The sequence below is a fragment of the Streptomyces sp. NPDC056835 genome (genome assembly GCF_042789485.1).
GTDB lineage: Bacteria > Actinomycetota > Actinomycetes > Streptomycetales > Streptomycetaceae > Streptomyces.
In genome coordinates this window covers 46,082-58,162 of the sequence record NZ_JBHUBB010000045.1, presented here as the reverse complement: position 1 = coordinate 58,162, position 12,081 = coordinate 46,082, and the positions used below count along the sequence as shown (strand labels likewise).

General features: G+C 69.1%; 12 protein-coding genes and 3 pseudogenes. All 15 read left to right on the top strand.

From position 1 onward, the window contains the following. Window positions 1-214: hypothetical protein (locus ACFRMN_RS34970; protein WP_383027604.1), on the top strand; the 214-nt coding region annotated here is incomplete at its 5' end. A gap of 236 nt (window positions 215-450) precedes the next feature. After that, on the top strand, window positions 451-1,899 hold the full coding sequence (locus tag ACFRMN_RS34965) for a hypothetical protein (protein ID WP_383027601.1): 1,449 nt from the start codon (window positions 451-453) through the stop codon (window positions 1,897-1,899). A 117-nt stretch (window positions 1,900-2,016) separates the two neighbouring features. Then, a pseudogene (locus ACFRMN_RS34960) lies at window positions 2,017-2,453 on the top strand (hypothetical protein). A 158-nt stretch (window positions 2,454-2,611) separates the two neighbouring features. Continuing rightward, complete coding sequence (locus ACFRMN_RS34955) at window positions 2,612-3,337, top strand: hypothetical protein (RefSeq protein ID WP_383027598.1); 726 nt, start codon at window positions 2,612-2,614, stop codon at window positions 3,335-3,337. A 91-nt stretch (window positions 3,338-3,428) separates the two neighbouring features. Further along, window positions 3,429-4,094, top strand: a complete 666-nt coding sequence (locus ACFRMN_RS34950) for a hypothetical protein (protein WP_383027597.1) — start codon at window positions 3,429-3,431, stop codon at window positions 4,092-4,094. Window positions 4,095-4,189: 95 nt separating this feature from the next. After that, window positions 4,190-5,978, top strand: a pseudogene (locus ACFRMN_RS34945) (type IV secretory system conjugative DNA transfer family protein). Further along, window positions 5,975-6,205: a hypothetical protein gene (locus tag ACFRMN_RS34940; RefSeq protein WP_383027595.1), complete on the top strand. Its 231-nt coding sequence runs from the start codon at window positions 5,975-5,977 to the stop codon at window positions 6,203-6,205. Before ACFRMN_RS34945 ends, ACFRMN_RS34940 begins: the two are co-directional and overlap by 4 nt. Beyond that, window positions 6,202-7,374 (top strand): DnaB-like helicase N-terminal domain-containing protein, encoded by a 1,173-nt coding sequence (locus ACFRMN_RS34935; RefSeq protein ID WP_383027593.1) that lies wholly within the window; start codon window positions 6,202-6,204, stop codon window positions 7,372-7,374. Before ACFRMN_RS34940 ends, ACFRMN_RS34935 begins: the two co-directional genes overlap by 4 nt. An 83-nt stretch (window positions 7,375-7,457) precedes the next feature. Then, window positions 7,458-7,637: pseudogene (locus ACFRMN_RS34930) on the top strand (DNA methyltransferase); the annotation flags it as partial. 43 nt (window positions 7,638-7,680) lie between these two features. Beyond that, the gene (locus ACFRMN_RS34925; protein WP_383027612.1) at window positions 7,681-8,655 is read left to right on the top strand and encodes a DNA cytosine methyltransferase; all 975 of its coding nucleotides are present in this window, start codon (window positions 7,681-7,683) and stop codon (window positions 8,653-8,655) included. 93 nt (window positions 8,656-8,748) lie between these two features. Then, entirely contained in the window at window positions 8,749-9,348 is a 600-nt protein-coding gene (locus tag ACFRMN_RS34920; RefSeq protein WP_382664806.1) for a DUF4913 domain-containing protein, read from the top strand. Next, window positions 9,345-10,115, top strand: a complete 771-nt coding sequence (locus tag ACFRMN_RS34915; RefSeq protein ID WP_383027590.1) for a glycosyl hydrolase — start codon at window positions 9,345-9,347, stop codon at window positions 10,113-10,115. Before ACFRMN_RS34920 ends, ACFRMN_RS34915 begins: the two co-directional genes overlap by 4 nt. Next, window positions 10,112-10,588, top strand: coding sequence for a hypothetical protein (locus ACFRMN_RS34910; protein WP_383027588.1), 477 nt, complete (start codon window positions 10,112-10,114; stop codon window positions 10,586-10,588). Before ACFRMN_RS34915 ends, ACFRMN_RS34910 begins: the two co-directional genes overlap by 4 nt. Beyond that, a complete protein-coding gene (locus ACFRMN_RS34905) occupies window positions 10,585-11,250 on the top strand; it encodes a hypothetical protein (protein ID WP_383027585.1) in 666 nt (221 codons plus the stop codon). Before ACFRMN_RS34910 ends, ACFRMN_RS34905 begins: the two co-directional genes overlap by 4 nt. After that, entirely contained in the window at window positions 11,247-12,074 is an 828-nt protein-coding gene (locus tag ACFRMN_RS34900; RefSeq protein WP_383027582.1) for a large ATP-binding protein, read from the top strand. Before ACFRMN_RS34905 ends, ACFRMN_RS34900 begins: the two co-directional genes overlap by 4 nt. The last annotated feature ends 7 nt before the right edge of the window (window positions 12,075-12,081 follow it).

Below are 12,081 nucleotides of genomic sequence, written 5' to 3'. Positions count from 1 at the left end.
GCAGCTCAGCCATCTGTTCAGAGGAAAGATCCATACCCGACTCAACGACCACGGACGCCTCAGGTTCCACAAACAGAATCACAAGACACTAGCCGCAATGCGTGGCGTTGGAGAAATGCCCATCCGAGGACGCGAGTATTTTCGCATATCCGCGTTGGGGGCCATTCTGAATATCGTAGACGACTGGATCGATACGGATTGGCAGATGTCATGAACGAGTACAGAATTCCCGGAGTTCTTGGTGCAGCGGGATGTTCCAAGATGCGGAATGCCCAGTGCTGCACCGTCCTTACCAGGTCTCCATACTGACCGTCGGTGTCCGTACGTCGCCAGCACGGACGGTCCCGTCCCGCTTGGCGATGTCTCAACGCCCCTATTCGGCAGTCATGTCAGAGCTGGGGACTAGGGTCTCGTCCCGTCCGAGTGGCCCGTCATCGAGGGGGAGTCAGCGTGTACGCGCGCGAGTGGTCCAGGTACACGGAGGATGAGAAGCAGAGGCTGGGGCGGGGCCTTGAGACGGTTCTCAGGGAGGGAGGTGCTCCGGATGCGGAGGCGTTTCTCGCCAGGGGCGATGGTGGTGTAGTCATTGAGATTTCTGCTCCGCCATACCAGGGAGACCTGGACCGGTACGGTCGCGCGCCCATCGATGTCCGGAACTCCTGGGCCGCCGAAGCAGTCCGAGGGATCCGGCTCCTCGCCGAGCGGGTTGGCATCGACCTGACCTGTCACGGTGAGCACACCAACCACGGCAATCGGCCAACCTTCTCCACAGACCCTCACTCCGGGTTCGTGCACATAACGGTCCCGTGGACGGACGCCGATCACCTGTTAGCCGCACTTGCGGGTGTGGCGCCGCTTGTTCCAACAGCGGTGCCGCAGCCAGACCCAGCTGAGGTTGAGGGGCGCACGAACGAAGTCGGCGAATCGGCCGAGGTGATCGCCTGTATGGAGGCTGTCACCTCTGCAGGAATCGCCCTTACACAGGCCGTAACGGCTCTACGGGCGGCAGCGCGTGACGCAGGGGTAGAAAGGTACGCCGCTTCACAGCACCGCTTGAACGGCGTCCACGCCGCCGTTCCGAATAACGCTGACCATCGAATTCCCGGCCCCAATATCTACGATCCGTTCTGGGACGACCCCGTCGGCAGATACCTCATTCAGGTCAACTACCACCTGGCCGGCCTGCGAGGTATCGAGACGTCGAGGCTCCGGGGCGTCGTCGAGGCGAGTTGGAAAGATGACCAACACCAGGATGGCGAGTACACGCTGAACGTGGCTCACATCGCCGAGGCGATCGTGCGGTTCGAGCCAGGCATCGACTATGACCGCTTTCGCGTCTACATGCAGGTTATGCGTGTGCGTGCGACTGAGCGGAACTACACAGAGGCGCGTGAACCCTCCCTTCGGTTTGAGCGTGAGGCTACCGAGCGGGCCGAGACCGAAGCTGCCTTGCAGAAGCTGAAGGATGACCGGGCGGCTGCGGCCCAGGCACGGGAAGCGCGCGCCGCCGCTACTGCCGAGCGGAAGGCCAGGGCATCTCAAGCGCGGGCCGCCAAACCAAAAGACGTCTTCTATGTCGTCACAGGCACAGACCGGGTGACCGGCAAACCCGGGGTCAAGTTCGGCATCAGCAATGGGGATGGAGAGACCCGACTGTCGCGGCACGCCTGCAACGGCTACAACACGCGACACCGGCTCTTCACCGGTCTTCCCGAGGGGACTGCCCGAGAGGCGGAGAAGGGGATGCTGGCGCGCCTCAAGAGGGCAGGCCATCGGCCGCTGCACGGGCGGGAGTATTACCCGCAGGCTGCCCTTGGACTGATTCTGGACTCGCTGGATGGTGACCTGACCCCTGCTGCTGAAGCCGTGGACAAAGAAATCAAGGCATTGATCGGCTGACCACGCCCAGCAGCGGTAAGGCGGACCTTAAACCAGACGCCGCTTAGCCGGGAATGCTCAGGAGTGAAGACGATCTGGCCTATCGACCACACCTGCGGTCACCATGCTGACCGCGACTTGTCCGACCGCCCGGCCGACCGCCGCGCCGGCTTCGCCGAGTGGCTCGCCAGGCAGGAGTGCACGGACTGCTGGCGCGCCTCGAACGAGGGTGACGAGCAGGACAAGGCCGCCTGGCTCAAGGCGAAGCGCGCCGAGGAGCAGGCGGCGTCCGAAGCCTGGTCCGAGCAGTACCGGATGCCTCCCCTGGAGGGGACCGAGCGGGCCGTTCCCTGGGGCGTGCGCTGTCGTCACCAGATCCTGACCAACGCCTACACCGCACTGGTCACCGAAGGCACGACCAGCGAAGCGGAGTGGGCGGAGATCGAGGAGAGCGCTCGTATGGTGACACGTGCCGGGTGGTGGAAGACCAGAGGTCGTCCGAGCCCGAGGACCTCACCGAACTGCTCCGAGCCGCCACCGGGGCCGACCGGCCGACAGAGAATCCCTTCTTCTGACCGACCGGGTGCCCTGCTGCGGCGGGGCACCCGGCTGACCGCCACCGTGCGGCCTCTACCAGCGATTCTCGGCCTGACCAAAACCCGGATTTGCCGGACGCTCTGCCCACTGGCCCACCTCCAACGGGTCCTTCGCTCCCTCTGCCCCGGAGACTTCCGTGCCTACCTCGATCACCATCACGTCCGAGTTCAGCGGCAGCGTCGTTGCCAAGGGCGCTACTGATGACCTCTCCGCGCAGCTCCTCCGTCACGCCGGTTTCAAGCAGATCGACGACTGGCACGGCCGACGCCATCGCCTTCCCACCACCACTCCGCGCGCCGACCAGGTCGCCATCGCCAGCCATGCGGCCGAGATGCTTCGAGCCGCTCGCTATGACGTCACCCTTCCGCCGTCTCTGGACACGGCCCGGATGAGCCCTCCGGTGCATGTGCTGGGGCCCTACGTCGCCGGAGCCGAACTTCTCTGCATCACGGACCAGATCCGTGCGGCCGAAGACGGAGCCAGCCTTCAGCGGGCAGTTGACCACCTCCTTCACCCCGAGCACGGTGCCCTGGAGCGTGTCCGGGAGGCGCTGGAAGCAGCGGGAGAACAGGTCAACGACCTGGACGACGACGCGTATGCGCTCGCTGACCGGTTCGGCTTCGCCTCGGAGTTCGTCAGCTCGGCCCAGTCCGAACTCGTCGATTCCGAGGCCGAGCTACGCCGCGTCGGCGCTGCTTCGACGAGTTACTCGGCAGCACGGACCGTCCGTGATCACCGTGGTGCCGCTCTGGCCACTTCTCCTGCGGCGAACCAGGCCAAGGTCTCCTCGGCGTCCAGTTCCCAGACGGCGCCGCTCACTACGACGGGTCACCCGCCGCGCGCCGCAACGCCCCGACGGTGACCCCGGCGGCTCTCTTCGCCGTCGGCCACCAGTACGTCCCGCGTCCCCGCTCGACTCACCCGTCAAAGACCACTCACCCGAAGAGGCAGACGTGCCCGAGTACTACTCCAGCATCGGCGAGGCCGTCGGTGCGGCCATGCAGCACAACATCCGGCTCACCCACCGAAGCGCGGCATCGGGCTCCGACAAGCCGCTGCAGGTCAGGCGCCTGCCCAGCGCTTCCGCCGATCCGTACTCGGTCCGCGGAATGATCTCTCGCCTCCACGAGGACGCCTCGCCCGATGAGGTGGCGGGCATCATCGAGGAGGTCAACGGCGCACTGGTCGGGGCTCTGCCCGAGCTGACCGAACTCGTCGCCTCTGCCGCCGACTGGACTCGCGCCCGTCTCGACTTCGACGACCCGCATCACAATCCGACTTTCGAGACGTGGACACGACTGGCAGCCGCGTACGGGATGCTCCAGGACGTCCGTGAGCAGTTGGAAGTCGCCGAGGACGGTCTCGCTGCCTGTCCCGCAGAGCGCACGGACCCCCGGCACCACCAGATGGTCAACGTCTTGCGCAGCCGGGAGTTGCTCGACGATGTCCTCGGTGCCGAGGCTGCTCCTGTGCCGTCCGCTGCCCGGAACGTCGATTCAGACCGGCAGCGGGCGGCCCGCGCCTCCTCGCCGCGCGCCGGAACATCGCCGTCGACCGGCAGTCCGCCGGCCACCGCAGCACCTCCGCCCGCGCCTCGTTCTGCCGGCCGACCCCGCTGAAGTGTTCCGCCTCAGACGTCCAGGAGTACCCCCATGAGCTGCATGAGAGCCGAGCGCACCCCGCCCCCGCCCGCTCGCACACCCAAGGAACCGCCGTGCCTTCCCCGCGCACCAGCGCGCCCTCGACCACCACCGGGTCGGACGCGCTCCTCTACCTCCTGTTCGGCATCCTCGGCGCCGCCATGGCCTTCGGCTCCCTGGCCTGGCTGACCGGAAATCTCACCAATAACTTCGTCGGGAGCGGGACATGGGCCCCCTTCCGCGTCACGGACGCGCTGCTGCACCCGGAGGTGCTGTGGCCGACCTTGAGCACCAGCATGCTGATGGTCGGTGCCCGCGTCGTCCCCGGCTTGTTCACCGTTGCCCTGATGGTCACCGCTGCGGTGATGTGGATGCGCTGGCGTGCCGGGTCCAAGTCCGGCCTCGCCCGCAAGGCGGACCTGGCGCCGCTGCTGGACAAGGAGATCGTCGCCAAGGCGAAGAGCCTCCGCCCGAGCCTGGGCGGCCGGGAGAGTAAAAGAGGTCCTGCCCGCTGACCGCGGCATCCTGCTTGGCACCCTCGATCCCGGTCGTGCGGAGGTCCGCGCGTCCTGGGAGGACGTGATCGTCGCGATCATGGCTCCGCGTTCCGGCAAGACGTCCGGGCTGGCGATCCCCGCGATCCTCTCGGCACCGGGTCCGGCCCTACTCACCAGTAACAAAGCCGCGAACGACGCCTTCACCGCCACGGTGGACGCCCGCGCCGAGGTCGGCACGATCTGGACCCTCGATCCGCAGCAGATCGCCCACCACCCGCGCGAGATGTGGTGGGACATCCTCGCTGACGCCCGCGATCTCGCCGGGGCGAAGAGGCTGGCGGGGCACTTCGTGACGGCGAGCGTGGACGAGTCCAGCGGCTCCGACTTCTGGTCAACCGCCGCGAGCAACACCCTCGGCGCCCTCTTCCTCGCCGCCGCGTCCCACCGGCGGCCGATCACCGACGTCCTGGCCTGGCTCGCCATGCCGGCCGACCGCACCCCGGTGGACCTGCTCACCGACGCCGGCCACCACGCGGTCGCCGCCCAACTCCAGGGCACCGTCTCCGGCGCCACCGAAACGCGTGACGGCATCTATGAGACCGCGAGGCAGTACGCGAGCTGCCTACTCGACGCGGACGTCGCCGCCTGGGTCACCCCGAACGACGACCTTCCCGAGTTCCAGCCGTTCGCCTTCGCCACGTCCCGCGACACCCTGTACCTGCTGAGCAAGGACGGCGGCGGCAGTGCGTCCGCCATCATCACGGCGGCGGCCGACGCCGTCATGCGCGCGGCCGTGATCGTCGCCGAGCGCTCCGGCGGGCGACTCGACCCGCCCGCCCTGTGCGTCCTCGACGAGGCGGCGAATGTCTGCCGCATCTCGGACCTCCCTGATCTCTACAGCCACTTGGGAAGCCGAGGCGTCATCCCGATGACGATCCTGCAGTCATACCGTCAGGGCCAGCGGTGCTGGGGCGAGGCCGGTATGGACGCCCTGTACTCCGCCGCCACCATCAAGATCATCGGATCTGGCATCGACGACGCCGACTTCGCCGACCGGCTCAGCCGACAGGTCGGCGACCACGACGTCCAGACCACCTCGGTGTCGACCAGCGAGGGCGGCAAGTCCACCTCGGTGAGCATGCGCACGGAGCGGATCCTTCCGCCGGACGCCATCCGCGCCCTGCCCAAGGGCAAGGTGCTGCTGCTGGCCACCGGCATCCGGGTCGCCATGCTCAACCTCAAGCCCTGGTACAAGGAGCCCTCCGCCAAGGTGGTCGGCCCGGCTTCCGCTCGCGCCACGAAGGCCATCACCGAGCGCGCCCTCGCGAAGAGCATCGGCCAGGACGATCTTGGACTGTCGGCATGAGCGCGCCCACACCACAGCAGGGGCGGTTGGCCCACGCCCCGGTCGTCCTACGCGGTGGCCGGTGGTGGCTTGACAGCGGGGCCGGCTCGGTCCCCGCCTCCGATCCCGCCTTCACCGCCGCCCTGGACGACTTCGCCCTATCGATGGCCGCTGCCGACCAGGCAGTCGCCAACCTCCTCATCCGGCAGGACGAGGCGTCCTCCGTTGATCCCGGAGGCCGGCGGTGAACCCGCTGATGAGTGCCGAGCAGGCGGTCCTCGGCGCCGCACTCCTCAACCCCGAGCAGCTCACGCACCTGGAGTGGCTCGCTGCGGACCACTTCTATCGGCCCGTCCACCAGGCGCTGTTCGACGCCCTCCGCAAGCTGCGCAACGACGGGCACCCCGCGCTCTCGGCCGATGGTCCGTTGCCGCTGTCGTGGGTGACCGACGCGGTCGAGGAGGCCGGACAGCACGTGCGCGGGCTGACCGCGGCGTACGCCCACACCCTGATCCAGGCGTGTCCCCGAACCGAGCACGCCCCGGTGTACGGCCGCATGGTGCTGGAGGGGGCGATTCACCGCACCGTCGCCCAGCACGCGATCCGTCTCCACCAGGCGGCTCGGGCCGACGCCGTCCAGGGCGAGATCGAGGGAGCGTTGCGCACGGCAGACGTCCTGAGCGGCGTACTCACCGACCTTGCGCGACGCTGGGGAACCGATCCTCGACCGGTCCCACCCACCGCTGGGCCCTCTGCCGCCACGGACATCCCGCCTCCGGCACAGAGCGGCCAGGTCGCCGAGGACGAGCGGTTCCTCCTGGCCGTCCTCGCCGAACAGCCGGGGGCCATGGGCGAGGTGGTGGCCTGGCTGCGGCCGGGAGACTTCGCCGACCCGACCCACGGGCAGCTCTACCGGTGCCTGGGCGCGCTGCACCACCGGGGCGAACCCATCGATCGGATCACCCTGCTCTGGGAGGCCCAGCGACGCGGCCTGCTGGCCGACGGCACAGTGTCGAGCGAGCAGCTGACCGCCGTCTGCGAAGGCATGGTCCCCGGCAGCGCTGACTGGTTCGGACAGCGGGTGATGCGTTCCTCCGTCACCCGCACCGCCGCCGCCTCCGCGCGAGCCATCCGGACCCTGGCCCAGGACGAGGTTCTGGGGCCCGGCCGGCTGATCAACCACGCCCTGCACGCGCTCGGTCCGCTCGACGAGGTTCGTGCCCGCTGGGCCACCGCGACCAGCAGTCCGGCTCCGAAGGCCACGGCATCCGCGCCGCCGACGGCCGAGCCGCCGCCCGACCGAGTGAAGGCCGCCCGCGCCCGCAGCACACCCCGCCCAGGCGCGTCACCTTCAGCCCCGGCCAGCCGTCTCCCCACGCTGTCAGCAGCCCGACCACCCTCGCGCGGCCACTCGTGAAATCCCCTCCCCACCAGCCTCTTCTGCCCCTGGAACTCGCCTTGATCTACTCCATCTCCGCACCCGCGCCGGACCTACGCGCCATGGCCCCGAGCCTCGCCGCCCCGTTGATCGGGTCTCTCTGCTCGGGGTACGGCGGCCTCGACCTGGGCGTGCAGTCCGCGCTCGGCGGCACGCTGGCCTGGCACGCCGAGGTCGACCCGAACGCCTCACGCATCCTGGCCCGCCACTGGCCCGGCGTCCCGAACTTGGGCGATATCACCGCCGTTGACTGGTGCACCGTCTCCCGGGTGTGCGTCCTGACGGCTGGCTTCCCCTGTCAAAGACGTCTCGGTCGCCGGCCGCCGGGCCGGACTCAACGCCCAGACCCGCTCCGGGCTCTGGCTGCACGTCGCCCGTGCGGTCTCAGCCCTCCGACCCTGCCTGGTTGTGATCGAGAATGTGCGCGGCCTCCTCACCTCCCCCGCCGGTTCCCCTGGCGACGTGGAACCCTGCCCGTGGTGTCTGGGAGACACCGCAGGTCAGCCTGCTCTGCGGGCACTCGGTGCCGTACTCGGATCCCTGGCCGACCTCGGGTACGACGCGAAGTGGCTCGTGCTTCGCGCCTCCGACGTCGGGGCCCCGCACCGCCGCGAGCGGACCTTCCTCGCCGCATGGCCCGCCGGGCACCCTGCTGAAGACGCCGACCAGCAACATCGGGAAGAACGGCGGCAGCCAGCATCCATCGAAGCGGAAGAGCGGGGGGCACGGTCCGAACCTGGCCGACGAGGTCGAGTGGCTGCTGCTGCCGACCCCGAAGGCGTCGGACGGGATCAAGGGCTCGCCGAACCAGCGGCACGGCAATGGCGACATGACCCTGCCCAGTGCCGCTGCGTCTCTGTTGCCGACCCCGAGGGCCAGCGACACGGGCACCCCGGGCCGCCGCCCCGGGAAGGGATGGCGGCCTCCCTTGTCGGTGGTGGTCCTGCCTCTCTGGGCGGAGGAGACGCCGGAGGCGGGGGCGCGGACCGGCGATGGGGAGCGTACGGATCCGCCATCACCCGATGGGAGAGCCTCACCCGACCGGCCCCCGCCCCCACGGACGCGGCCGGTCGGCTCCGCGCGGACTTCGTGGAGTGGATGCAGGGCCTCGACGCCGGCTGGGTCACCGCGACTCCGGGGCTCGGCCGTCCAGCGCAGCTCACCGCGCTCGGCAACGGCGTCGTCCCACAACAGGCTGCGCGCGCCTTGCAGTTGCTGACACCACCCTTCCCCCGCTGTCCCCGCTGCGCCGACCGATAGCGCTCCACTACCGCGTTCTTCCGGCCGGACCAAACCGCTGATTCTCCGGATCCTCTCGGGCATGTCGCCGTCTCACAGATGGAGCACACCCCCATGGCCGACACCAGCCCGACCTCCCCCGGCCCCGAGCCGTACCGCGTCCCCGACGCAGATCTCGACGACCTCGCCAGCACCCTCGCCAAGACCATGGCCGAGGTCAGGCAGCACGGCGTCATCCTCGACCGCCTCGGCTCCGAGCCCGAATCCGGCGCCATCCAGCCGCCGGACGGCACTCCAGAAGCCGAGGCGGCTGACGGCAAGAAGCCCGACGGCCCCGCCTCGGTGTTCATCCTCGCCCTGGGCGGCAAGGAATATGCCGTCGAACTCGCTGCCCTCAGCGACTGGGTGAACTACCTCTTCCTGCCGGTGTACGGCCGGGAGATCAGCACGAGCCGTCCCTGGTGCGCGCACTGGCACGAACACCCCGAGGCCGTCGCCCGGCTCCACGCACTCTGGCTCGCCTGGCAGCAGTTCACCGACACGGAGGCCGGCCTGTCCGGCCCCTCGACCTGGCACCGCGACCACCTGGACCAAACCCTGGCGCACCTGCGTGCGCCCGACGGACCGTTCGCGGCCTGCACGACCAGCGCAACTCGCCCCAATCACCGGGTGCTGGCCACCCCGGCGCCCGAGCAGGCGGGGGTGGCGGCGTGAACGACATTCTCGACTTCGGCCTCGACGATCTCTCGCCGGTCGACGACGACTCCGAGGAAGCGATGGAGGCTCTCTGGGCTGGCGACTTGACGGTGCTGTCCCAGCACCACACCACGCCCAACGGTTCGCACAGCTTCGTCCTCGCCCACGACCGATCGGTCACCTGGGGGATACCCGGCGAGCCACAGCTCGTTGCGATCGCGGTCGCTCGGGATCTGCGGCAGTCCACGTTCACGTTCGAGACGAGTCACCACGCCACGGCGTCCTTCGCACAGAACTGGCTGGCAGAACGCGGCTGCCCGCTCGAACGGATCGCGCTGCGCGGTGGCGACTACATCGCGCCCGCCGACGACCTCACCCTCCAGGTGGAACAGCAGATCCAGAAGTCGGGCACCCGCTACGAGGTCCTCGACACCTACACCTCTGACGACAACCCCAGCGAGGCGTGGACACTCGTCAACGACTCCCAGGCCACCCAGGCACCGGTTCGCCTCTTCTACGAGGAGTGGAACCACGATGCCGGCACGTACACGATGCGCGAGGGCGCCTTCCCCGACGTCGGCGTCGCCCAGACCTGGCTGGACGAGCGCAGCGAACCGCTGCCCGAGCCTCCGGAGTACAGCGACCACACCGGTGCTGTCATCCGGGCCCGCATCGCCCTTTCCCGGTCCGCCGGAACCTCTCCGACACCGCAGACCGGGCTCGACGCGCCCCACGCTTCAGCGGCGGTACCGGTCCAGCGCGCGGTCCAGGGGAGGCTGCTGTGAGCCGCGCCCGCTTCGCCTTCGCCGCGCACCCTGACGCCATCGCCGACCTGCGGGAACTCCTGTCTGAGATGCGCGATTTGGCCTTGCTGGAGCTGCAGAACCTGGTCCACGGAAGCGACGACTGCTTGCCGTTGAAGGGCCGTCTCGCCGGCTTCCACAAGGTGTACGTCGACCCGGAGGTCTCTTACCGGCTGGTCATCCAGTTCCGCCAAGCGCCACCGACCTCGACCCACAAGCGCGAGATCTACCTCGTGGCGGCTGGCAGCCGGAAGGACTACGCGGTCTACCGCGCGGCCCACCTGCGGACCGAGCCCCAGCAAGGGGTCGGCCCGGACTCTGCCACGGAGGCCCGCGTGCAGGCCGCCCGGTCTCGCTCGACGCTCACCACCGAACGGCCGACAACGGGCCGCGCGACTGCCCCGTCACCAGCGCCGCCCTCGGCCACTGCTCCTCGAAAGGCCGCCCAGCGATGATCAACGACCGTACTGCGCTGACCCGTTCAGAGCTGGCGGATCTCCTCACCGCGGCCGCTCAGAACGTCGGCGGCATCCCTGCCGCCGAGTACCCGACGGCTGCCGCCCGCTCCTACCTGCATCCCGTCTTGGGTCCGCTGGCCGCTGGGCCCCGCGTGATCACCGAGCTGAACGACCGGTTCGAGGGCTTCGTGGCCACCGAGCCACGCCCCGCTGGTTCGGCGGGCCTGTTCGCTCTGGCCTCCTACGCCTCCGCGCTGGGGTGGCTCACCGAGTCGTTCGCCGAGCTGACCTCCTCGGTCGACGAGATCTGTACCCGTGTGGGCATCCCTACGGAGCCTTGCGCCCCGATCGTCGCCGCGTCCAGTGGTACGGAGCGGGACGACGAGTTCAACTTCGCCTTCAGCGCGCTTGAGTTGGAGGCGGTCCGCAGCGCAGCCGAGGCCGCCGACCTCGCGCCGGACGACTACGTCGAGGTTCTCTCCCAGTCGCTGCTCGCCGCGGCCCGGATCACCGACGCCTGCATGGAGATCTCCAGTGGTCTGCTCGATGACGCTGATCTCCTCCGCGAAGTGAGCGACCGCCCTCGGCTCGGTAACGATCCCGGGAGCCTGCCCGCTCTGGTCCGCTCCCTGCTCGGCCGGATGGAGACGACGGAGTGAACCCGTACAACGCAGACACACACCCTGGGCCTTATCTCGTCGTCGAAGTGCTCGGTGTCGGGGATGCCAGCGTGCACGCCCTCGCACATGGTCCGGAGGAGCCGCTGCACCAGGCCGCTACACGCGTCATCGAAGCCGCAGCGGCTTTGGACGAGCGACACGAGAGCGTGCTCGACGCGGTCCAGCGGGCTCAGCGGCTGCTCGAAGGCACTGGTCGCGGTGAAGTCGGCCGCGCGCAGGTGTCGTACGCGCTGCTGCGGACAGCACTCCCCGAACTCGGAGACGGCCTGGCCCAGCAGGACCGGGCATACAGCCAGCTCGTCGAGTCCCTGTCCGCCTACCGCCGGCTTCTTTCCTCGCCCGAGCCTGCTCAGCGGTCGATTAACAAGAACCACGGGCAGGGCCAGAAGACGAGGCCCCACCGGGACGACGACTGGGCCGTCGCCGGGGAGTGCGGGCTGGTAGCCCTCGAAGCGGTTGCGGCCGGAGGTGTTCGCTTTCGTCGCAACGCGATCGGCGAGGACCCGTACATCTCGCGGGAGAAAGCCCAGCGGCAGGACCCGGCGTTCTTCCCGCAGACCGTGCAGCGGCTGGTCGCCGACGGGCTACTGCATCAGGACACCACCGAGAACGTGTACCGGCCCGGCCAGCTCCTCTCGCTCACTGCGCAGAGTGAAGCCGCCCTGCGTGATGGTCGCGCGACGACCTCACGGGCGTCCGCCGCCCTCGGCCGCACCACCACGCGGACCACGTCAGGCGCGCTCTCCGACTCGGCCGCCGCGCCCGTCGCCAGGACCTCCCTCGCGACCCCCCGCTCACGCTGACCTCATC